The following is a 21787-nucleotide window of genomic DNA, read 5'->3' on the forward strand; positions in this document are numbered from 1 at the left end:
AGAATTTGACTTAATCATATACCGTTTTGCTTGCCAACTCTCTACCCGTTTGCGCATATGCGCCTATGTATCTACAGCCTTGCCGCGGCGGGCCTCAGCCACCGAAGACGACGCAGTCGCGCAGGCCCGAGCCGGAGGCCAGGTGGTCGAAGCCTTCGTTGATCCGGTCCAGCGTGAAGGCCTCGCCCAGCAGCTTGTCCACCGGCAGGCGCCCGCGCTTGTAGAGTTCGATGTAGCGCGTAATGTCGACGGCGGGCACGCCCGAACCCAGGTAGCTGCCGCGGATCTCGCGTTCTTCGCCCACCAGTTGCGACAGGGGCAGGGAAAAACTGGATTTGGGATGCGGCAGCCCCGAGGTAATGGTGGAACCTCCGCGCCGCGTCAACCGGTAGGCGGTCTCGAAGGCCGCCACGCCGCCGGCCGCGTCGAAGCCGAAGTCGACCGGGCCGCCGGCGGCATCGAGCAGATCGCCGTCCTGTGTCAGCGAGCGCGGGTTTATCAGGTGCGTGGCCCCGAGCTCGCCGGCCAGGCGCAGTTTTTCATCGCTGAGGTCGACGGCGACGATGCGCTGCGCGCCGGCGGCGGCCGCCGCCAGCAAGGCGCTCATGCCCACCCCGCCCAGCCCCACAACGGCTATGGTCTGGCCCGCCCGCAGCGCCGCCCGGTTGATGACCGCGCCCGCCCCGGTCAGCACCGCGCAGCCGAACAGCGCCGCCTCGCGATGCGTCAGGCCCGCTTCGACCTTGACGCAGGAACGCCTGGACAGCACCGCATATTCGGCAAAGCAGGACACGCCCAGATGATGATTCAGGGGCTCATCGCCCCGGTGCAGGCGCCGCGCCCCGCCCAGCAGCTCGCCGCGCGTATTGGCTGCCGCCCCCGGCTCGCACAGCGCGGGGCGCCCCTGCATGCAGGGTGCGCAGCCGCCGCAACTGGGCACGAACACGGAAACCACATGGTCACCGGGCGCGAGGTCGGCCACGCCCGGCCCGGCCTCGACGACCTCGCCGGATGATTCGTGCCCCAGGACAATAGGTACGCCGCGCGGCCGGTCGCCGTTGATCACTGAAAGATCGGAGTGGCACAGCCCCGCGACGCGGGTCCGGACCAGGACTTCTCCGAAGCCGGGAGGATCGAGATCGATTTCGGTGATTTCGACCGGGCGGCTTTGCGCATAAGGCGCGGCTTTGCCCATTTCCCGCAACACGGCGGCTCGGATTTTCATGCGATGGCTCCGTCCAGAATATTTCCGGGAATTTTATGGACCCCGCAAGCCCCCCGTCCATCGGGGGATTCCAGATGTACGCCGAAGCGCTCCTGTGCCGCAGCGCCTTTTACTCGAAGCCACCCGTGATCGAGCGCGGCCGGACTTTGCGCCCCGCGACGATGCGACGATGCGACGATGCGGCGGGGCGATTTTGAATGCGGACGCGCCATCCGGAGCCCCCGCCACCTGGGCTTCAGACGGCCGCGCCGGCCCGCAGTTCCGCCACGGCCTGCTCGCCGTAGCCCAGCTCGGCCAGGATGGCCTGCGTGTGTTCGCCCAGCGCCGGCACGGGATCCATGCGCGCGGCGCCCGCATCCGGCACGCCCGGCGGCAGCAGCGCCGGCACCGGGCCGGCCGGGGTACCGACCTCGGCCCAGCGCGCACGCGCCGCGAGCTGCGGGTGGTTCCAGAGTTCGGTCATGCCGTTCATGCGTGCATTGGCGATTTTCGCGGCATCCAGGCGGGCCACGACCTGTTCTAGCGTAAGCCCGGCGAAAACCTCCAGGATCAGGGCCCGCAATTCGCCGCGCGCCTGCGAGCGGCGCGAATTGGAAGAAAAGCGCGGGTCGGCGGTCAGCTCGGGACGGTGCAGCACCTGCTCGCAGAAGACCTGCCATTCCCGCTCGTTCTGCAGGCCGAGTATCACCGTGCCGCCGTCGCCGGTGTCGAAAGGGCCGTAGGGATAGATGGTGGCGTGCGCCGCGCCGCTGCGCGCCGGCGGCTTGGCGCCCTCGAAACTGTAGTACATCGGATAGGACATCCATTCGGCCATGCTCTCGAGCATGGACACGTCGACGCGCCGGCCACGTCCTGTCTTGCCGCGCTCGATCAGCGCAGCGAGGATATTGCTGTAGGCATACATGCCGGCCGCGATGTCGGCGATCGAGCAGCCCGCCTTGGACGGTTCGTCGGCCGTGCCGGTCACCGACAGGAAGCCGGATTCGCTCTGGATGAGCAGGTCGTAGGCCTTCTTGTCGCGATAAGGACCGTCGCTGCCGTAGCCCGAGATGTCGCAGACGATCAGGCCCGGATAGCGTTCATGCAGGGCATCGAAGGACAGCCCGAGGCGCGCGGCCGCGCCGGGCGCCAGATTCTGCACCAGCACGTCGGCCCGCTCCAGCAGCCGCCGCAACACATCCGCGGCCGCCTCATGCTTCAGGTCCAGCGTCAGGCTTTCCTTGGAGCGGTTGACCCAGACGAAGTGCGAGGACAGGCCGCGCACGCGCTCGTCGTAGTCGCGGGCGAAGTCGCCGCTGCCGGGCCGTTCGATCTTGATGACGCGCGCGCCGAGATCGGCAAGCTGGCGCGTGCAGAAAGGCGCGGCGATCGCCTGTTCCAGGGTGACGACGGTGATGTCCTGCAAAGGCAGCATGGGGTCCTCTTCAGAAAGAACGCGGCAGGCCCAGCACGTGCTGGGCGATGTACGACAATATCAAATTGGTGGAGATCGGCGCCACCTGGTAGAGGCGCGTCTCGCGGAACTTGCGCTCGACATCGTACTCGCAGGCGAAGCCAAAGCCGCCGTGGAACTGCAGGCAGGCGTTGGCCGCCTCCCAGGACGCATCGGCAGCCAGCATCTTGGCCATATTGGCCTGGGCCCCGCAAGGCTCGTGCGCGTCGAAGCGCGCGCAGGCATCGAAGCGCATGAGGCTGGCGGCCTCGACATTGACATAGGCGCGCGCGATGGGAAACTGCACCCCCTGGTTCTGGCCTATGGGCCGGCCGAACACGATGCGCTCGTTGGCATATTTCGTGACGCGGTCCACGAACCAGTGGCCGTCGCCTATGCATTCGGCGGCGATCAGCGTGCGCTCGGCGTTGAGCCCGTCCAGGATATAGCCGAAGCCCTTGCCCTCTTCGCCGATCAGGTTCTCTTCGGGAATTTCCAGGTTCTCGAAGAACAGCTCGTTGGTCTCGTGGTTGACCATATTGGGTATGGGCCGCACCGTCAGCCCCTTGCCCACGGCCTCGCGCAGGTCCACCAGGAAGATCGACATGCCCTCGGACTTCTTGCGCACCTGGTCCAGCGGCGTGGTGCGCGCCAGCAATATCATCAGGTCCGAATGCTGCACGCGGGAGATCCAGACCTTCTGGCCGTTGACCACGTAGCGGCCGTCCTTCTTGACGGCGACGGTCTTGATGCGCGTGGTGTCGGTGCCCGTGGTGGGCTCGGTCACGCCCATGGACTGCAGGCGCAGCTCGCCGCAGGCGATGCGCGGCAGCCACTGGCGCTTCTGCGCCTCGGAACCGTGCCGCAGCAGCGTGCCCATGTTGTACATCTGGCCGTGGCAGGCGCCCGAATTGCCGCCGGCGCGGTTGATCTCTTCCATGATCACCGAAGCCTCGGTCAGGCCCAGGCCCGAGCCGCCGTATTCCTGCGGAATGAGCGCGGCCAGCCAGCCGGCGCGGGTCAGCGCATCGACGAATTCGGCGGGATAGCCGCGCCGCGCATCGACTTCGCGGAAATATTCGTCGGGAAACTCGGCGCACAGGTCGCGCACCGCATCGCGGATGTCCTGGTATTTTCCGGCAGGATTCGACATTCGGGGTCCTTGTTATATCTAAACCAAAAACGCATGGGGCTTGTGGGCATCGTGGCGGGCACGACCCGCGGGCGGGCTGGCCGCAGGCAAGCCGATCCATCAGCCCATCAGCCCATCAGCCCATCAGCCCATCAGCCCGATAGATTGATCGATTCCCGCCCCTGGCGCAATTCCGATTTCTTTAAGCGCGGCTTAGCCTTCGCTTAGGGTAGGCCCTGGGCCGGCGATTCGGCGGCCGCGTCCTGCAGCAGCTGGGTCACGAGTTCCTGGGCGAAGGCCGGCAGCCTGTCCACCGATTGCACGCAGATGTGCAGCCGGCGCAAGGCCCAGGCGTCGGTCAGGGGAATCAACTTCAAGGGCATGACCTGCTCGTAGCGGCGCGCCGCCGATTCGGGCACCACGCCTATCCCCACCTGCGCGGCGATCAAGCGGCAGGACGTCTCGAAATTGCCGACCTCCACCCGTACCCTGAGCAGGCGCCCACTGTCCTCGGCCGCCTTGAGCAGAAAAGAATGGATGGCGCTGGACTCGAACAGGCACACATGGTCGTAGTCCAGGGTGTCGGCGAAGGCATGCGTCTTTGCGCTGGCCAGCGGGTGCGCCGCATGAGTCACCAGTATCAGCCGATCGCTGCGGTAGGGCAGGAATTCCAGGCTCGCACCGCTGTCCTGCGCCGTGATGCCTATGTCGGCCGCGCCTTCGGCCACCGCCTTCACCACCTGGTAGCTGAGGCGTTCGCGCAGCTCTATGTTGACGTCGGGATGGTCGACCAGATAACGCTCCAGCGCCGCGGGTACGAATTCGTTCATGGCCGTGGTATTGGCGCAGATGCGCACCACGCCCTTGACCCCCGCAGCATATTCCTGCAGGTCGCCGCGCAGGTGCTCGAGCTGGCGCAACACGATGCGTGCATGCCGCACGAATGCCTCGCCCGAAGGCGTCAGGGTCACGCCCTGGCTGCTGCGGTACAAAAGCGCCGTGCCCAGGGCGCTCTCGAGGTTCTTGACGCGATTGCTGGCGGCGGGCAAGGACAGAAAGCTGTATTCGGCCCCTTTGGTCAGGCTCATGGCGCTGGCCACATTGACCATGAGCTGCATATCGGTCAGATCGAAACGCATCGGCATCCGCGCCCGCCTCCTTCGGAAAATTTAAGCCGCACTTAAACAATGCGCAATTGGCAAACCGGCGACTTGCGTGCATAGTCACCCGACGACCCTGTGTCCTGAGTTGAGGACATTAACACTAGCGGGCGCCGCGCGAAACCGGCGCCCATCCTGGAAACTTTTTCCTCCCCCACGCCCATGACACATCCCAGCGCCGAACTGGCCCGTTACGTCTCCGAGCTCGACATCGAGTCCATACCGCAACCGGTGCTGCGCCGCGCCGAAGAGCTGCTGCTCGACACCCTGGCATCCATCCTGGCGGGGTCGCACGGCCGCCCCGTGCTGAGTATTGCCGCGTACGCCCGCGCCATGGGCCCCGCCGAAGGGCCGGCCCAGGACATGGCGGCGCGGCGCGGCACCAGTCCCGTGTTCGCCGCCATGGTCAACGCCGCCGCGACCCATATGGTGGAACAGGACGACGTGCACAACGGCTCGGTATTCCATCCGGCAGCCGTGGTGTTCCCTCCGGCCATCGCCACGGCGCAGGCGCTGGGGCGCAGCGGCCGCGACCTGCTGGCCGCCACGGTCGCGGGCTACGAAGCAGGCATCCGCATAGGCGAATTCCTCGGCCGCACGCATTACACCATTTTCCACACCACGGGCACAGCAGGCACGCTGGCCGCCGCCGTCGCCACCGGGCGCCTGCTGGGCCTGGACCCTGCGCAGATGCTGCACGCCCTGGGCTCGGCCGGCACCCAGGCCGCGGGCCTGTGGGAATTCCTGCGCGACGGCGCCGATTCCAAGCAACTGCATACCGCCAAGGCTGCCGCCGACGGCATGATGGCTGCCTGGCTGGCGCGCGACGGCTTCACCGGCGCCTCCCGCATCCTGGAAGGCCCGCAAGGCATGGCCGCGGGCATGTCGCGCGACGCCGACCCCGCGCGGCTGACCGACGGCCTGGGCACGCGCTGGGCGCTGCTGGAAACCTCTTTCAAGTACCACGCCTCGTGCCGCCACACCCATCCGGCGGCCGACGCGCTGCTGGCGCTGGTGACCGAACACGACCTGCATATCGAGGACATCGGAGACGTGGTCGCGCATGTGCACCAGGGCGCCATCGACGTGCTCGGCCCGGTGGTCGACCCGGTCAGCGTCCACCAGTCCAAATTCTGCATGGGTGTGGTGCTGGGCCTGATCGCCCGGCATCGCCGCGCCGGCCTGCCGGAATTCGACGAGGCGCTGTCCGACCCCGCCATCGCCGATTTCCGCCAGCGCGTAAGCATGCGGCTGGATCCCGAAATCGACGCCGCCTATCCCCGGCGCTGGATCGGGAAAGTCACCGTGCGCACCCGCGACGGCCGCAGCCTGGAATCGCGCGTGGACACCCCCAAAGGCGACCCGGACAACACATTGAGCCGCGCCGAAATCGAGGACAAGGCCTTGCGCCTGGGCTGCTACCAGGGCGCGGCCACGCAAGAGGAAGTCGCAAGGCTCATCGCCCAGGTATGGGGACTGGCCGACTGCGAGCGGGTGGGATGGTTCCTGTAGCGCAGTGACCCGGGGCGGGCGGTTTCAGCCCGCCCGCTCGAGTATTTTCCGGGCCCGGATGATCACCGGCGCATCGACCATCTTGCCGTCGAGCTTGAAGGCCGAAGAACCGCTGGCCTCGGCCTGCGCCACCACGCGCCGGGCCCAGTCCAGCTCTTGCGGCGCAGGGGCATAGGCTTCGTGCACCACCGCGACCTGCGCCGGGTGTATGCACAGCATGCCTTCGAAGCCCATGTCGCAGGCCCGGCGCGCCGCGGCGGCCAGCCCCCGGGTATTGGAAAAATCCGGATAGACCGTGTCGAGCGGGGCGCTCAGGCCGTGCAGGCGGCTCAATATCAGCACGCGCACGCGCAAATGATCCAGCACCACGGCAGCGGCCTCGGTATCGGTCGCCACGCCCAGGTCCAGCAACAAGTCGAGCGCGCCGAAGCTCAGACGCTGGACGCCCGGCATGGCCGCGAGTTCGTCCAGCACATGCACGCCGCGTGCACTTTCCACCACCGGGAACAGCGGCTTGCCCGCTGCTGCCGCGAGCCTCACCTGCTCCGCGGACTCGGCCTTGGGCAGTATGACGGTCGTGACATTGGGCAGGTCCCGGCAGGCGGCGATGTCGTCGGCGAACCATGACGTGGAGGCATCGTTGACACGCACCATGAATGACGCCTCGGGGTGCTCGCGGGCATAGCGCTGCATATTGCCGCGCGCCTCGTCCTTCAGATGGCGCTCGACGGCATCCTCCAGATCCACGATGACCGCGTCGGCCCCGCTGGCCAGGGCCTTGGCGAAGCGCTCGGGGCGCGTGCCGGGAACGAAAAGCGCCGTACGCAGGCGCGTGGCGGTATTGCTCATAGCTGTACTGTCCCTGTTGTGTATGGATTATTCATGCGCCGGCCATGCTGATGGCGGGCTTGCCGATGCCCATGCCGGCCGACCCGGCGCGGGCGGCCTGCGTGCCGGCCATTGCGGCACAAGCCATTTGCGCGCCGCTCATCGCGGCGCCCCATATTCGACATGCGCCTGGTGGGCCAGCATGCCGTCCTGCTCGGCCCACAGCGAGGCCGCGCCGTCGCCGTCGAGCCGGCCGGCCACCTGGAAGGGGCGCGGCGCGATCAGCGGGCGCAGGCCGCGATACGAAAATGCGCTCATGGGCCGCTGCGGGTTGGCACGCGCATAGGCACGCGCCATCAAGGTGGCGATCAGCGGCCCGTGCACCACCAGGCCCGGATAGCCTTCGGCCTGCCGGACGTACGGGTCGTCGTAATGAATGCGGTGGCCGTTGAATGTGACGGCCGAATAGCGGAACAACATCACTGTACTGGGCGTGATGGTTTCCAACCAGCCGTGCTCCGGCGCCGCCTGCGAGCCCTGGAGCTTCGGCGGTGAAGGTTCCCGGTAGACGACATCCTGCTCTTCGTCCACGCACAGCCGGCCGCCCTGCAGGTATTCGTGCCGCACGGTGACAAACAGCAGCCTGCCGGTGCGCCCTTCTTTCTCGACCACCTCGGCGATCGTCGACCTGCGCTCGGCCGGCTCGCCGACGCGCAGCGGCTGCGGGAATTTCACGCGGCCGCCGGCCCACATGCGGTTGCGATTGGCAGCCGGCGGCATGAAGCCGCCGCGCCGGGCATGTCCGTCCTCGCCCAGCATGTCGTAAGGCAGCGCTGCGACGAAGAACGCCCAGTGCCACAAGGGCGGCAGGGCCTCGCCGGGGGCCGGCGCCGTCTCTCCCAGGGCCAGGGCGACGCGCTGGGCGTGTCCGGCATCGAGGTTGTCGGGGCAAGTTTCGCTGCGGCCCTTCCAGGCCATGGGATCTAGGTCTGTCATATGCAATGCGCGGGCAAGACCGCCAAATGAAAATCACCACACAATGCCCGCGGCAAAGGCGGCTGGCAATTCATATTTTTGCAAGGCCGCCTTGGCTGGCGGCAAACCCGGACGGACGGCGCGCACCCATCGCCCGATCCGCCGGGCCGATTGCGGCGCCCCGCCCCGGCGCCATCTCGCCCGCGGGCCGGCCGCCGCATGCCGCTCCAGCCGCCGGGCGATCACGGCGCACGGGTCGTCAGACCGGCACCAGCGAGATGGTGGCGATTCTTTCCTTCCATTCACGCGGACCGGTCTGGTGCACGGACGTGCCGCGCGCGTCGACCGCCACCGTCACGGGCATGTCCTTGACGTCGAACTCGTAGATGGCTTCCATGCCCAGATCGGCGAAGCCCACGACCTTGGCGCCGCGGATGGCCTTGGACACCAGGTAGGCAGAGCCGCCCACAGCCATCAGGTAGGCCGACTGGTGATTGCGTATCGACTCGATCGCCACCGGACCGCGCTCGGCCTTGCCTATCATGGCGATCAGGCCAGTGCTCGACAGCATCATGTCGGTGAACTTGTCCATGCGGGTGGACGTGGTGGGGCCGGCAGGGCCCACCACTTCGTCGCGCACCGGATCGACCGGGCCTACGTAATAGATGACGCGATTGCGGAAATCGACGGGCAGCGGTTCGCCGCGCTCCAGCATTTCCTGGATGCGCTTGTGCGCCGCGTCGCGGCCAGTGAGCATCTTGCCCGACAGCAGCAGCGTCTGGCCGGGCTTCCAGCTCGCGACCTGCTCTTTGGTGAGGGTGTTCAGGTCGACCTGCAGCGACTTGTTGTAGTCGGGGGCCCAGTGCACATCGGGCCAGTCGGACAGCTGCGGCGGCGTGAGCGCGGCCGGGCCGGAGCCGTCCAGCTCGAAATGCACGTGGCGCGTGGCCGCGCAGTTCGGAATCATGGCCACGGGCTTGGAGGCGGCATGTGTCGGGAAGGTCTTGATCTTGACGTCCAGCACCGTGGTCAGGCCGCCCAGCCCCTGCGCGCCTATGCCCAGGGCGTTGACCTTCTCGTAGAGCGCGATGCGCAGCTCTTCCAGCTTGTTCTGGGGGCCGCGCTGCAGCAGCTCGTACATGTCGATGTCGTCCATCAGCGACTGCTTGGCCATCAGCATGGCCTTCTCGGCAGTGCCGCCGACCCCGATGCCCAGCATGCCGGGCGGGCACCAGCCCGCGCCCATTTGCGGCACGGTCTTGAGCACCCAGTCGATCAGGGAATCGCTGGGGTTGAGCATCGCGAACTTGGACTTGTTTTCCGAACCGCCGCCCTTGGCGGCCACCTGCACGTCGACCCGGTCGCCGGCGACCAGCTCGACGCTGACGATACAGGGCGTGTTGTCGCGCGTATTGCGGCGCTCGAACAGCGGGTCGTCCAGGATGGAGGCGCGCAGCGGGTTGTCGGGGTTGGTATAGCCCTGGCGCACGCCCTCGTCGCACAGTTCCTGCAGGCTGCGCTGCGTGTCGAAGCGCACATTCATGCCGACCTTGAGGAAGACGTTGACTACGCCGGTATCCTGGCAGATGGGCCGGTGCCCCTCGGCGCACATGCGCGAGTTGGTCAGGATCTGGGCGATAGCGTCCTTGGCCGCCGGGCTCTGCTCGCGCTCGTAGGCGCGCGCCAGATGGCGGATGTAGTCGGCGGGGTGATAAAAGCTGATGAACTGCACCGCGTCCGCAATGGACTGGATCAGGTCGTTTTCTCGGATTATGGTAGTCATGAAGAAAAAGGCTGGAACGAAGTAAGACTGATGGGCTGCCGCGGCCGGTCTGGAACGGGCCGCGGCTCGTGGACTATGCGCGGCCCCGCGGGGCCGGCCGCTGGGGTTGCCGCCGGCCGGCTATTTGCCCTGCCAGACGGGCTTGCGTTTTTCGGCGAACGCCAGGGCGCCTTCCTTGGCATCGGCCGAGGCAAAGATATGGGCCACGCGCGGGCGCTGCAGGTCGAACATGTCGGCCTGGCGCCAATCCTTGGACTCGGTGACGACGCGCTTGGCGGTGCGCACCGCCAGCGGGCCGTTCTCGACGATGACGCGCGCCAGGGCCAGCGCCCCTTCCAGCGCCTGGCCGGGCTCGACCAGGCGGTTCACCAGGCCGTGGTCGTAGGCGCGCTGCGCCGGCAGCATCTCGCCGGTGAGTATGACTTCCATGGCGATGTGATGGGGGATGCGCTGCGGCAGGCGCAGCATGCCGCCCGCGCCGGCCACCAGCCCGCGCTTGACTTCGGGCAGGCCGAAATTGGCGTTATTGGCCGCCACGATCAGGTCGCTGGCCAGGGCCATTTCGCAGCCGCCCGCCAGGGCATAGCCTTCCACCGCGGCGATCAGCGGCTTGGACGGCGGACGCTCGCACAGGCCGGCGAAGCCGCGCCCTTCTATCAGCGGGCGCTGGCCCGTGGCGGCGAACGCCTTGAGATCCATGCCGGCCGAGAAGGTGTTGCCGGCGCCGGTGAGTATGCCCAGGACGATGCCGGGATCCTGGTCGAGCCGGTCCAGGGCGGCGGCGAGCTCGACGGCGGTCTCGTAATTGATGGCATTGCGGGCCTCGGGGCGATTGACGGTGATAACCAGCACCCGGTCCTCGGCCTGCACCTTGACCAAATCAGACATGTACTTCTCCCCCAAAAATACAGGCGCGGATACGCGCAAACATTGAATTTATCGACAGCCGCTATCATACGACCAATCACCGCCGCCCCGGATCCGCGCGGCCGCGGCCCGCGCCGGCTCCGGCGGGCGCATCCGGCGCGGGGCTATCGCCGCAGGCTTCCCCTGGCGCGGAACCAGTTAAAATCATGGGATTTTGCAGCCAACTTTCGCGGCCTCGCCGGCGGCTTTCCGACTCATGCTCTCCTTCCAGCAAATCATCCTGACCCTGCAGCAATATTGGGACAAACAGGGCTGCGCGCTGCTGCAGCCCTACGACATGGAGGTCGGCGCGGGAACCTCGCACACGGCGACCTTTCTGCGCTCGATCGGGCCCGAGCCGTGGCGCGCGGCCTATGTGCAGCCGTCGCGCCGCCCCAAGGACGGCCGCTACGGCGACAATCCCAACCGGCTGCAACACTATTATCAATACCAGGTCGTGCTCAAGCCGGCCCCGCCCGAAATCCTCGACCTGTATATCGGCTCGCTGCGGGCGCTGGGCATAGACCCCGCGCAGCACGACATCCGCTTCGTGGAAGACGACTGGGAAAACCCCACGCTGGGCGCCTGGGGCCTGGGCTGGGAAGTCTGGCTCAACGGCATGGAAGTCACCCAGTTCACCTACTTCCAGCAAGTGGGAGGCCTGGACTGCCTGCCCACCACCGGCGAGATCACCTACGGGCTGGAACGGCTGGCCATGTACCTGCAAAACGTGGAAAGCGTCTACGATCTGGTCTGGACCGAAGGCGCCGGCGGCCAGCGCGTGCTGTACCGCGACGTATTCCACCAGAACGAGGTCGAGCAGTCGGCCTACAATTTCGAGCATGCATCGACCGCGATGCTGTTCGCGCACTTCGGCGACTACGAGGCCGAGGCGCAGCGCCTGATCGAAGTGCCGCTCGCCCTGCCCGCCTACGAGGCCACCCTCAAGGCCGCGCACACCTTCAATATGCTCGACGCCCGCGGCGCCATCAGCGTGACCGAGCGCGCCGCCTATATCGGACGCATCCGCAATCTGTCGCGCGCAGTGGCCCAGGCTTACTACGATTCACGCGAGAAACTAGGTTTTCCCATGCTAGGCAATCACCGCAAGCAGGAGGCAGCATGATGGCCTCCGATTCCCTGTCCCCGCGGCCCCTGCTGCTCGAGCTGTTCACCGAAGAACTGCCGCCCAAGGTGCTGCAGGCGCTCGGCCAGGCCTTTGCCGAAGGCGCTCGCGCCGTGCTCGACAAGCAGCGCCTGCTGGCCGCCGGCTGCGGGCTGCAAGCCTACGCGACACCGCGGCGCCTGGCGCTGCGCCTGGACGCCGTGCTGGGCCAGGCCCCGCAACAGGAATACACCGAAAAGCTCATGCCGGCCAAAGTCGGCCTGGACGCCGCGGGCGCCATGACGCCCGCGCTGGCCAAGAAGCTCGCCGCCAAGGGCCTGGGCCACCTGGGCGCGGCCGACCTGATCCGCGAATCCGACGGCAAGCAAGACTATCTCTATGCGCGCGGCGTGGCCGAAGGCGCAACACTGCAGGCCGGGCTGCAAGAAGCCCTGGATGCCGCCATCGCCGGGCTGCCCATTCCCAAGGTCATGCGCTACCAATTGGCCGACGGCGTGACCAGCGTCAAGTTCGTGCGCCCGGCGCACCGCCTGGTGGCGCTCTGGGGGCCCGACGTGGTGCCGGTGCGCGCCCTGGGCCTGGAAGCCGGACGCCAGACGCAAGGGCACCGCTTCATGTCGGCGGGCGCCATCGACATTGAAACGCCGCTGTCCTACGAGCGCCAGCTCGAAGACCAAGGCAAGGTCATCGCCTCCTTCGAAGCGCGCCGCGACGCTATCGCCGCACAACTGCAAGAACACGAAGCCGCGCTCGGCGCGACGGTGGGCGACGATCCCGAGGTCGCAGCGCTGCTCGACGAAGTCACTGCCCTGGTCGAACACCCGACCGTCTATGTCGGCCAGTTCGATCCGCAGTTCCTGGCGGTGCCGCAGGAATGCCTGATCCTGACCATGCGCCTGAACCAGAAGTATTTCCCGCTGTTCGAGCCCGGCACGGGGCGGCTCACGCACCGGTTCCTGATCGTCAGCAATATGCAGATCGACGATCCGCACAATATCGTCGAAGGCAACCAGCGGGTCGTGCGCCCGCGCCTGGCCGACGCCCAGTTCTTCTTCGACACCGACCGCAAGGCGCCCCTGTCCTCGCGCGTGCAGTCCCTGGAAAACATCGTCTACCACAACAAGCTGGGCACGCAGCTCGAACGCGTCGAACGCGTGCGCCGCGTTGCGCGCTATATCGCCGAACAACTGGGCGCCGACGCGCAACTCGCCGAGCGCAGCGCGCTGCTGGCCAAGGCCGACCTGGGCACCAGCATGGTGGCCGAATTCCCCGAACTGCAAGGCATCATGGGCGCCTATTACGCGGCGGCCGACGGCGAGCCGCCCGAAGTGGTGCAGGCCCTCAAGGGGCAGTACCGCATCCGCCTGGACACGCCGGTCGACGCGGTCAGCCTGCCCGCCGCCATCCTGTTCCTGGCCGAACGCGCCGAGACGCTGATGGGCATCTGGGGCATAGGCCTGGTTCCCACCGGCGAGCGCGACCCCTATGGCCTGCGCCGCGCCGCGCTGGGCCTGATCAGCGCCTACGAACAGCTCGACGCCGGGGGCTACCTGTCGGGCAGCCATGCCGCTCGCCTGGCCCTGCCCGAACTGCTGGCCTTCACGGCCGCCACCTTCGACGCCCATCCCATCGCGGCCGGCACCGCCGACGAAGTTCAGCACTTCATCTACGAGCGCTACCGCAACCAGTTGATCAACGACTACGACCGCAATGTGGTCGACGCCGTGCTGGCGGTCGAGCCGCCGCTGCACCAGGTGCTGGCGCGCGTGCAGGCCTGCGCCGGCTTCGCCCGGCGCCCCGAGGCGGAAAGCCTGGCGGCCGCCAACAAGCGCATCACCAATCTGCTCAAGAAGGCCGAGGGCGAAATCGGCAAGGTCGACACGGCGCGGCTGGCCGAGCCCGCCGAACAAGCCCTGGCGCAGACCATCGCGCGCCTCGAGCCCGAGGCGCAGGCGCAGTTCGTCCGCGGCGACTTCGCCGCCAGCCTGGCCACGCTGGCGCAGGCGCGCGACGCGGTCGACGCCTTCTTCGCCGACATCATGGTCATGGCCGAAGATCCCGCCGTGCGCGCCAACCGCCTGGCCCTGCTGGCGGGCCTGCACGGCATCATGAACCAGGTCGCCGACATCTCGAGGCTGGCACAGTGAAGCTCGCCATACTCGATCGCGACGGCGTGATCAATCACGACAGCGAGCACTACATCAAGAGCCCCGAGGAATGGGTCGCCCTGCCCGGCAGCCTGGAAGCCATCGCGCGCCTGTCGCGCGCCGGCTGGCGCGTGGTGGTGGCCAGCAACCAGTCGGGGCTGGCCCGCGGCCTGTTCACCATGGAAACCCTGAACGCCATCCACGCCAAGCTGCGCAAGGAAGTGGCCGCCGCGGGCGGCAGCATCGACGCGATCTTCATCTGCCCCCATGGCCCGGACGAAGGCTGCGCCTGCCGCAAACCCAAGCCGGGGCTGTTCCTGGACATCGGACAGCGCTATGACGCCGAGCTGCGCGACGTGCCGGCAGCCGGCGACTCGCTGCGCGATCTGCAGGCCGCCAGCGCGGCGGGCTGCGCCCCCTGGCTGGTGCTCACCGGCAATGGCCGCAAGACCTGGGACAAGGGCGACTTGCCGGCCGGCACGCAGGTGGTGGAAGACCTCGCGACCGCCGTCGACGCCTGGCTGCAGGAGGCCTGACCGCCTATGGCCGCGCTGCGTTCCGCGATCTACCTGCTGTTCCTGATCGTCACCGTCATTCCCTACGCGCTGGCGTGCATGCTGTGGGCGCCGCTGCCCCTGCACTGGCGCTTCCGGCTGACCGCGGGCTGGCCCAGGCTGGCGATCTGGGGCGCCAAAGCCATCGTCGGCATACGCTGGCGCATCAAGGGCATAGAAAACCTGCCGGACGGCCCTGCCATCCTGCTGTCCAAGCACCAGTCGGCCTGGGAAACCTTGTTCCTGCCGGCCCACATGCCGCGCGACGTGTGCTTCGTCTACAAGAAAGAACTGCACCGCGTGCCCTTCTTCGGCTGGGGCCTGGCGCTGCTGCGCATGATCCCCATCGACCGGTCCAAGGGCCGCGATGCCTTCGAGCAGATCGTGCGCCTGGGCCGCGAACGCCTGAGCCAGGGCCGCTGGCCGGTGCTGTTTCCCGAAGGCACCCGGATAGCGCCCGGCAAGGTCGGACGCTACAAGCTGGGCGGCGCCATGCTGGCGGTGCGCACCGGCGCCGGAGTCATCCCCATCGCGCACAACGCGGGCGAGTGCTGGCCGCGCAACGCATTCATCAAGAAGCCGGGTTTGATTACACTATCGATCGGTCCCATGATCGCCAGCGAGGGCCTCGACGCCGATACGCTCAATGGCAAGGTCCGGGACTGGATCGAAAACGAAATGCGTCAACTCAACCCCGAACGCTATGAACGAGAGTAGGCAGCTCGATCTGTTCATCGATGCCCCGCCCCCCGAACCCACGACGCCCCGGCCGCCGGCACGCCGCGAACCCCGTGCGTCCCGCGGCGACGCGACCGTGCCCACGGTGCGCCCGCAATCGCTGGCGTCCGGCACACGCTGGCGCGAGGTGCGCGCCAGCACTCAATCCATAGGCTTCGTGCTCAAGCGCTCGCGGCGCAAGAGCATAGGCCTGACCATCAACGACGACGGCCTGCTGGTGACCGCCCCGAACTGGGTGACGCTGGCCCAGATCGACGAAGTCGTGATCGAGAAATCGAACTGGATCCTCGACAAGCTCAGCGCCTGGTACGACCGCAGGGCCCAACTGGCGATGGCCGACACGCATTGGCAGGACGGCGGCTCGGTACCCTACATGGGTCGGCGCATCGTGCTGCGGCTGGGCGACACGCTGGGCCGCACGCGCCTGCTGGGCGCGGAATTCGAGCCGCGCGACGGCGACGTGCTGAGCCTGGCGCTGCCGCGCGATGCCGACCACGCCCGCATCCGCGATGCCGCCCATGCCTGGCTGCAGCAGCAGGCCCGCACCTGGTTCGAGCAGCGCCTGCTTCATTTCCTGTCGGCCCAGGGGCTGCAGTTGCGGCGCTGGCGGCTGTCCTCGGCGGCGACGCGCTGGGGCTCGTGCAATAGCGACGGCAACATCATGCTGAACTGGCGCCTGATCCATTTCGAACGCGATATCATCGACTATGTCGTGGCGCACGAAATCGCCCATTTGCGCGAAATGAACCACAGCAAGGATTTCTGGCGCGAAGTGGGACGGATATTGCCGGGCTTCGAACGCGCGCGCGATGCCTTGCGCCAGCACGATCCGGCCACGCTGCCGCTGATCTGAGGCGGGCATGCGGCCGCCGGGCCGGCGAACGGAAACCATGTATGCAGGAATCGCGCGACGCGGCCGCAGGCGTGCCGGGACGGCAAGGCATGCGGCACGGGCTCGCTCGCCACTTGTACGAAAAACCAGGCTGCGCTGTTATTCTTTCGGGATTGCGATTCCGATGAATGCGGCAATGCGACTCAAGGAGTAATCAATGCGTCTTCTACACACCATGCTGCGGGTCGGCGACCTGGAGCGCTCGCTGGCCTTCTATACCGAGGTCCTGGGCATGCGGCTGCTGCGCCGCAAGGATTATCCGGACGGCAAGTTCACGCTGGCCTTCGTGGGCTACCAGGACGAGTCCGAGGGCGCGGCGATCGAGCTCACCTATAACTGGGACACGTCTTCGTATGACCTGGGCAATGGCTACGGCCACATTGCGCTGGAAGTGCCCGATGCGTACAAGGCCTGTGCCGAGATCAAGGCGCGCGGCGGCAAGGTGACGCGCGAAGCCGGCCCCATGAAGCACGGTACGACTGTCATCGCCTTCGTGGAAGACCCGGACGGCTACAAGATCGAGCTGATCCAGCATTGATTTTTTCTTCGCTGAAGCAAGCGAGTTGCGGCGGCTCCATAGCCGCCAATCGGGGCGTGGCGCTGTTTAGTTCAAGCCGCCGGGCTGTCTTCTTGAGACACCAGGGCTACTTTCTTAAGCCGCCGGGGCTGCCCTACGGAGTTCCGATGCTCGGCAGACTCGCCTGCGCTTCGGACTCCTACGGGGTCCCCAGCTCACAGCCAGGCATCCTGGGGGGTTTTCAAGCCCCTTGCATTTTGCGTCGATGTTTACTTTTTTTCGTTGATGCCCACCGGCCTTCCGGTTGCCAAGCAGGTCAATTGATAGGTTTTCAAGCCCGCCGCAAGCCGCGACGTGAGCCGAGGACCCCGGAGGAGTCCGAAGCGCAGGCGAGTCTGCCGAGCATCGGAACTCCGCAGGGCAGCCTCGGCGGCTTAAGTAAGCATATCGATGGCGCAAGGCACAAGAAACACCGCGTAAACGAGCAAGCAGCATATCCATCACTTGTCGCCCCCACCTCTCTGTGCCTCCACCACCCTCTGCAACTGCTACTTGACGCATCCGTCCACCAACACCACCATCATTCTTGCGCATCGAATCCCGGCCGGGCAAAGGCACCTGCGGGGAAATCATCGACCTCGATAGCCTGCGCAGCGGCTTCTTCGGCCTGCTGCAGCAACTGCGCCTGCTCGTCGCTGATGGCGCCCTTGGCGTGGGCCTCGCGCCAGTCGTGCACGCCTGAGCGATGCACCAGGTCGCGTAGCGGCTGCGATTCCACCGCCAGGAGGAAGGCGCGCTCCAGCGTCTGTACGCTCCGGGCTTCCAGCCTTTCCCACACGCCGCCGACCAGGCGATTGCGCGCGTCGGAAGGCTCCAGCAGTATTTGCGCGCAAGCCGCGGTGTCACGGTCGCTGGGCGGCCTGGCCCGTGCGACGGGCGGCAGCACGATGATGCGCAGCAGGAATGCCAGCCAGCGCAGCGGGAAGTTGCGCAGCACCTCGTCCAGGCGACGTTCTATGATGGCGCAGCCATTGTCGACGCACCACTGCACCAGGGGCAGGTCGGCATCGTGCCGGCCTTCGTCCTGCCAGCGCTTGAGCACGGCCGACAGCAGGTACAGCTCGGCCAGCGCATCGCCGAGGCGGCCCGAAAGCATTTCCTTGCGCTTGAGCGAGCCGCCCAGCGAAAACAAGGCCGCCTCGGACACCAGAGCAAAGGCCGAGGCGTAGCGGGCCAGGCGCCGGTAGTGGCCGGCGGCCGCCCCCGCGGCTCGCGGCGCGCGGGCCGCCAGGCTGCCCGTCCATGCCAAACCCAGCGCCCGGAAGACGTTCTTGGCGCTGTGCGCGGCATGCTTCCAGACGACGGCGTCGAAGGCGCGTTCGCCGGCATCCTGGTCGCTGTCGCCCAGCGCCGAGATTTCCTGCATCAAATAGGGATGAGAGCGTATGGCGCCCTGCCCGAACACGATCAGGCTGCGGGTAAGGATGTTGGCGCCCTCGACGGTGATGGCGACGGGCACCGCGCGGTACAGGCCTCCCAGGTAGTTGCGCGGCCCGTCTATCACCGCCTTGCCTGCGTGCACGTCCATGGCCGCATCGACCGACTCGCGCATGCGCTCGGTAGCGTGCAGTTTCATGATGGCAGAAATGACTGCGGGCTTGCGGCCCATGTCCAGCCCCGCGCATGTCAGCCGCCGCGCGGCCTCGACCAGATAGGCGTTGCCCGCCAGGCGGCCGAGCTTTTCCTGGACGCCCTCGAACCTGCCCACCGGGATGCCGAACTGCGTGCGCACCCTGGCGTAGGCCCCCGAGGTATGGGCTGCGAAGGCGCATGCCGCTGCCGACAGCGACGGCAGGGAAATGCCGCGCCCCGCGGCCAGTGCGCTCATCAGCATCTGCCAGCCGTGTCCGGCCTTTGCCGGCCCGCCTATGAGCGCGTCCAGGGGCACGAAGACGTCATGCCCTTCGTTGGGGCCGTTCTGAAAGGCCTGCAGGGCCGGCAGGTGGCGCCGCCCTATGCGCACGCCGGGCAGATGCGTGGGCACCAGGGCCACGGATATGCCTATGTCGGCCGGCCCACCCAGCAGGCCTTGCGGATCGGAAAGCTTGAAGGCCAGGCCCAGCACCGTCGCCACCGGGCTCAGGGTGATGTAGCGCTTGCGCCAGTTCAGGAGTATGCCCAATGTATCGACGCCGTCGACCTCGCGGCGGCACACCACGCCGGTGTCCACCATGGAGGCGGCGTCCGAGCCGGCGGCCGGGCTGGTCAGGCCGAAGCATGGGATTTCCTCTCCCTTGGCCAGGCGCGGCAGCCAATGGTCGCGCTGCGCTTGCGTGCCGAACTGCAGCAGCAGTTCGCCTGGCCCCAGCGAGTTGGGCACCATGACCGTGACCGCTGCGGTCACCGAGCGCAGTGAAATGCGGCGCACCACTTCGGAATGGGCATACGCGGAAAAACCCAGGCCGCCGTATTGCCGCGGGATGATCATGCCGAAGAAACCATTGCGCTTGAGGAAATCCCACACCTGCGGCGGCAGGTCGTAGTCGCGCCAGGAGATGGCCCAGTCGTCGAGCATGCCGCCCAATTCCGCCACGGGGCCGTCGAGAAAGGCCTGCTCTTCGGGGCTCAATGCAGCCGGCGCGACTTCCAGCAGGGACTGCCAGTCGGGCGCACCGGAAAACAGCTCGGCGTCCCACCACACGTCGCCGGCGTCTATGGCTTCGCGCTCGGTGGGCGACAGGCTGGGCATGGCCGCGCGAGCCTTGCGGTACAAGGGTTCGGTAATCCAGCGCTTGCGCCAGGCTCTCCAGTCCATGATTCCCCTTTATTCGGCAACAGCCGTTTGTTCGTGCATGCGAGACCGCGGCTTGCTTCGCGGCGGCCCGGCGCAAACCCGCAGGGCCGCCGGCACCGCAAAAGAAAGATCGCGCGGGCGCGCCCGCCCATTATCGCGCACAGGCGCGCCGTTCAACAATCCGCGACAATCCGCGGCAATCCGCGCGGGTATCCGTGACGGCAAGCGCGCCGCAACACATGCCGGCCATCATCTCGGCATCGCCGCCGGCGTGCCCGGCCGGCCGGACTCTGCGACAATCTGGCTTTACCCGAGAAACGGCTTACGCCTGGTTCGACCCATGCTCAACCCCCTCTGGTTCGGATTTTTCCTGGTCGCCTGCGCGTCGGGGCTGTATCACTGGCTGTTCCTGCACGATCCCCAGGTCTTTTCCAGGCTGGTGCTAAGCCTGTTCGACATGGCCAAGCTGTCGGTCGACCTGATGATATTGCTGTTCGGCACGCTGACGCTGTGGCTGGGCTTCCTGCGCATCGCCGAACTGGCCGGGCTGATAGACCGCCTGGCCCGGCTGCTGGCCCCGCTGTTCACGCGCCTCATGCCGGAAGTGCCGCGCGGCCACCCCGCCCTGGGCCTGATCACCTTGAATTTCGCCGCCAATGCCCTGGGCCTGGACAACGCCGCCACGCCTATAGGGCTGCGCGCCATGCGCGAGCTGCAGACGCTCAACCCCACGCCCGACACGGCCACCAACGCCCAGATCCTGTTCCTGGTGCTGAACTCGTCTTCACTCACGCTGCTGCCGGTGACGATCTTCATGTATCGCGCGCAGCAAGGCGCAACCGACCCCACGCTGGTGTTCCTGCCGATACTGCTGGCCACCACGGCATCGTCGCTGGCGGGCCTGCTGGCGGTCGCGTTCATGCAAAAGCTGCGGCTGCGCGATCCGGTGGTACTGGCGTGGCTGGGCGCCCTGGTGCTGGGCCTGGGCAGTTTCATGGCGCTGCTCTACACGCTGTCGGCACAAGCAGTCGAGGCCTTGTCGTCGCTGCTGGGCAATCTGACGATGTTCGGCATCATCATGTTGTTCCTGCTGGCGGGCGCACGCCGCAAGGTGCCGCTGTACGACGCTTTCGTGGAAGGCGCCAAGCAAGGTTTCGCGATTTCGCGGGACTTGCTGCCTTATCTGGTGGCGATGCTCTGCGCGGTGGGGGTCTTGCGCGCCTCGGGGGCGCTGGATGCGGCGCTCGACCTGATACGCTGGGCGGTGCATTCGGCGGGCCTGGATACGCGCTTCGTGGACGCGCTGCCGACGGCGCTGGTCAAACCCTTCTCGGGCAGTGCTGCGCGGGCGATGCTGATCGAGACTATGCAGCATTACGGGGTGGACAGTTTCCCGGCCTTGCTGGCGGCGACGGTCCAGGGCAGCACCGAGACTACGTTCTACGTGCTGGCGGTGTATTTCGGCGCGGTGGGCATACAGCGGGCGCGGCATGCCGTGGGGTGTGCGGTGCTGGCCGATGTGGCGGGGGTGCTGGCCTCGATCGGGGTCAGTTATTGGTTCTTCGGCTGATGCGGCCTTGCAGTAGTGATCGAGGCAGCGTGCGTGTCGAGTTTACTTGGCAGTGATTTGGTGTTCATTTTGTGTTCTTGAGGCGCCGGGGCTGCCCTGCGGAGTTCCGATGCTCGGCAGACTCGCCTGCGCTTCGGACTCCTACGGGTTCCCCGGCTCGCAACCAGACATCCTGTACGGTTGCTATCCCGTTTCTAAACCAGCCGTGGTTTAAAAACGGATTAAACCCGCTGCATGCCGTGGCGCGAGCTGAGGACCCCGGAGGAGTCCGAAGCACAGCCCGAGTTTGGGCGAGCATCGGAACTCCGCAGGGCAGCCTCAGCGGCTTAAAAACTGCACCCAGTAGCCCAAGAGTTCACTCTGTGACCCAAGGATTCGGTGTATTGCAGCGATGGTTGGTTCTTGAGCCGCCGGGGCTGCCCTGCGGAGTTCCGATGCTCGGCAGACTCGCCTGCGCTTCGGACTCCTACGGGGTCCCCGGCTCGCAGCGAGGAAC

The 21787-nt window shown here is 67.0% G+C and carries 16 protein-coding genes and 1 pseudogene; 8 read left to right on the top strand and 9 right to left on the bottom strand.

What is annotated here, in order from left to right; translation table 11 throughout:
• Positions 1-94: 94 nt before the first annotated feature.
• The 4 genes from KVP10_RS17350 to KVP10_RS17365 all read right to left on the bottom strand — a co-directional run bounded on the left by KVP10_RS17350 (position 95) and on the right by KVP10_RS17365 (position 4934).
• Complete coding sequence (locus KVP10_RS17350) at positions 95-1225, bottom strand: zinc-dependent alcohol dehydrogenase family protein (RefSeq protein WP_217965942.1); 1131 nt, start codon at positions 1223-1225, stop codon at positions 95-97.
• A 235-nt stretch (positions 1226-1460) separates the two neighbouring features.
• Entirely contained in the window at positions 1461-2639 is a 1179-nt protein-coding gene (locus tag KVP10_RS17355) for a CaiB/BaiF CoA transferase family protein (protein ID WP_217965943.1), read from the bottom strand.
• Positions 2640-2649: 10 nt separating this feature from the next.
• Positions 2650-3810: an acyl-CoA dehydrogenase family protein gene (locus KVP10_RS17360; protein ID WP_217965945.1), complete on the bottom strand. Its 1161-nt coding sequence runs from the start codon at positions 3808-3810 to the stop codon at positions 2650-2652.
• Positions 3811-4013: 203 nt separating this feature from the next.
• Positions 4014-4934: a LysR family transcriptional regulator gene (locus KVP10_RS17365; RefSeq protein WP_217965946.1), complete on the bottom strand. Its 921-nt coding sequence runs from the start codon at positions 4932-4934 to the stop codon at positions 4014-4016.
• A gap of 177 nt (positions 4935-5111) precedes the next feature.
• On the opposite strand from KVP10_RS17365, the gene KVP10_RS17370 reads away from it, so the two are divergent.
• Entirely contained in the window at positions 5112-6461 is a 1350-nt protein-coding gene (locus KVP10_RS17370) for an MmgE/PrpD family protein (protein WP_217965947.1), read from the top strand.
• 24 nt (positions 6462-6485) lie between these two features.
• On the opposite strand, the gene KVP10_RS17375 is transcribed toward KVP10_RS17370, so the two are convergent.
• The 4 genes from KVP10_RS17375 to KVP10_RS17390 form a co-directional block, all read right to left on the bottom strand.
• Positions 6486-7310, bottom strand: a complete 825-nt coding sequence (locus KVP10_RS17375) for an HpcH/HpaI aldolase/citrate lyase family protein (protein ID WP_217965948.1) — start codon at positions 7308-7310, stop codon at positions 6486-6488.
• Positions 7311-7448: 138 nt separating this feature from the next.
• Entirely contained in the window at positions 7449-8285 is an 837-nt protein-coding gene (locus KVP10_RS17380; RefSeq protein ID WP_217965949.1) for an HTD2 family dehydratase, read from the bottom strand.
• Positions 8286-8523: 238 nt separating this feature from the next.
• Positions 8524-10047: a fumarate hydratase gene (locus tag KVP10_RS17385; protein ID WP_217965951.1), complete on the bottom strand. Its 1524-nt coding sequence runs from the start codon at positions 10045-10047 to the stop codon at positions 8524-8526.
• Positions 10048-10167: 120 nt separating this feature from the next.
• Positions 10168-10935 carry a crotonase/enoyl-CoA hydratase family protein gene (locus KVP10_RS17390; protein WP_217965953.1) on the bottom strand — a complete coding sequence of 256 codons (768 nt, stop codon included), beginning with the start codon at positions 10933-10935 and terminating at the stop codon, positions 10168-10170.
• Between the two features lie 235 nt (positions 10936-11170).
• Here KVP10_RS17390 and glyQ point away from each other — a divergent pair, with 235 nt between their 5' ends.
• From glyQ to gloA, 6 genes and pseudogenes are all read left to right on the top strand, one after another.
• Positions 11171-12079 (top strand): glycine--tRNA ligase subunit alpha, encoded by a 909-nt coding sequence (gene glyQ, locus KVP10_RS17395; protein WP_217965954.1) that lies wholly within the window; start codon positions 11171-11173, stop codon positions 12077-12079.
• Positions 12079-14226, top strand: a complete 2148-nt coding sequence (gene glyS, locus KVP10_RS17400) for a glycine--tRNA ligase subunit beta (RefSeq protein ID WP_217966056.1) — start codon at positions 12079-12081, stop codon at positions 14224-14226. The genes glyQ and glyS overlap by 1 nt, the downstream gene beginning before the upstream one ends.
• A pseudogene (gene gmhB, locus KVP10_RS17405) lies at positions 14172-14762 on the top strand (D-glycero-beta-D-manno-heptose 1,7-bisphosphate 7-phosphatase); the annotation flags it as partial. The gene glyS and the pseudogene gmhB, both read left to right, overlap by 55 nt.
• A 6-nt stretch (positions 14763-14768) precedes the next feature.
• Entirely contained in the window at positions 14769-15497 is a 729-nt protein-coding gene (locus KVP10_RS17410; RefSeq protein ID WP_217965956.1) for a lysophospholipid acyltransferase family protein, read from the top strand.
• Positions 15484-16371: a M48 family metallopeptidase gene (locus KVP10_RS17415; RefSeq protein ID WP_217965958.1), complete on the top strand. Its 888-nt coding sequence runs from the start codon at positions 15484-15486 to the stop codon at positions 16369-16371. The genes KVP10_RS17410 and KVP10_RS17415 overlap by 14 nt, the downstream gene beginning before the upstream one ends.
• Before the next feature lie 196 nt (positions 16372-16567).
• A complete protein-coding gene (gene gloA / locus KVP10_RS17420; RefSeq protein WP_217965959.1) occupies positions 16568-16948 on the top strand; it encodes a lactoylglutathione lyase in 381 nt (126 codons plus the stop codon).
• Positions 16949-17507: 559 nt separating this feature from the next.
• On the opposite strand, the gene KVP10_RS17425 is transcribed toward gloA, so the two are convergent.
• Entirely contained in the window at positions 17508-19742 is a 2235-nt protein-coding gene (locus KVP10_RS17425) for an acyl-CoA dehydrogenase (protein WP_217965960.1), read from the bottom strand.
• A gap of 319 nt (positions 19743-20061) precedes the next feature.
• On the opposite strand from KVP10_RS17425, the gene KVP10_RS17430 reads away from it, so the two are divergent.
• Positions 20062-21291, top strand: coding sequence for a nucleoside recognition domain-containing protein (locus KVP10_RS17430; protein WP_217965961.1), 1230 nt, complete (start codon positions 20062-20064; stop codon positions 21289-21291).
• The last annotated feature ends 496 nt before the right edge of the window (positions 21292-21787 follow it).

It is taken from the genome of Candidimonas humi, from assembly GCF_019166065.1.
Lineage (GTDB): Bacteria > Pseudomonadota > Gammaproteobacteria > Burkholderiales > Burkholderiaceae_B > Candidimonas > Candidimonas humi.

Bases quoted from the DNA above. Each gene is read 5' to 3' on its own strand.
- glyQ (WP_217965954.1), top strand. From the start codon at position 11,171: ATGCTCTCCTTCCAGCAAATCATCCTGACCCTGCAGCAATATTGGGAC.
- gloA (WP_217965959.1), top strand. From the start codon at position 16,568: ATGCGTCTTCTACACACCATGCTGCGGGTCGGCGACCTGGAGCGCTCG.
- KVP10_RS17350 (WP_217965942.1), bottom strand. From the start codon at position 1,225: ATGAAAATCCGAGCCGCCGTGTTGCGGGAAATGGGCAAAGCCGCGCCT.
- KVP10_RS17360 (WP_217965945.1), bottom strand. From the start codon at position 3,810: ATGTCGAATCCTGCCGGAAAATACCAGGACATCCGCGATGCGGTGCGC.
- KVP10_RS17370 (WP_217965947.1), top strand. From the start codon at position 5,112: ATGACACATCCCAGCGCCGAACTGGCCCGTTACGTCTCCGAGCTCGAC.
- KVP10_RS17380 (WP_217965949.1), bottom strand. From the start codon at position 8,285: ATGACAGACCTAGATCCCATGGCCTGGAAGGGCCGCAGCGAAACTTGC.
- KVP10_RS17415 (WP_217965958.1), top strand. From the start codon at position 15,484: ATGAACGAGAGTAGGCAGCTCGATCTGTTCATCGATGCCCCGCCCCCC.
- KVP10_RS17375 (WP_217965948.1), bottom strand. From the start codon at position 7,310: ATGAGCAATACCGCCACGCGCCTGCGTACGGCGCTTTTCGTTCCCGGC.
- KVP10_RS17385 (WP_217965951.1), bottom strand. From the start codon at position 10,047: ATGACTACCATAATCCGAGAAAACGACCTGATCCAGTCCATTGCGGAC.
- KVP10_RS17390 (WP_217965953.1), bottom strand. From the start codon at position 10,935: ATGTCTGATTTGGTCAAGGTGCAGGCCGAGGACCGGGTGCTGGTTATC.
- KVP10_RS17410 (WP_217965956.1), top strand. From the start codon at position 14,769: ATGGCCGCGCTGCGTTCCGCGATCTACCTGCTGTTCCTGATCGTCACC.
- KVP10_RS17355 (WP_217965943.1), bottom strand. From the start codon at position 2,639: ATGCTGCCTTTGCAGGACATCACCGTCGTCACCCTGGAACAGGCGATC.
- KVP10_RS17425 (WP_217965960.1), bottom strand. From the start codon at position 19,742: ATGGACTGGAGAGCCTGGCGCAAGCGCTGGATTACCGAACCCTTGTAC.
- KVP10_RS17430 (WP_217965961.1), top strand. From the start codon at position 20,062: ATGCTCAACCCCCTCTGGTTCGGATTTTTCCTGGTCGCCTGCGCGTCG.
- glyS (WP_217966056.1), top strand. From the start codon at position 12,079: ATGGCCTCCGATTCCCTGTCCCCGCGGCCCCTGCTGCTCGAGCTGTTC.
- KVP10_RS17365 (WP_217965946.1), bottom strand. From the start codon at position 4,934: ATGCCGATGCGTTTCGATCTGACCGATATGCAGCTCATGGTCAATGTG.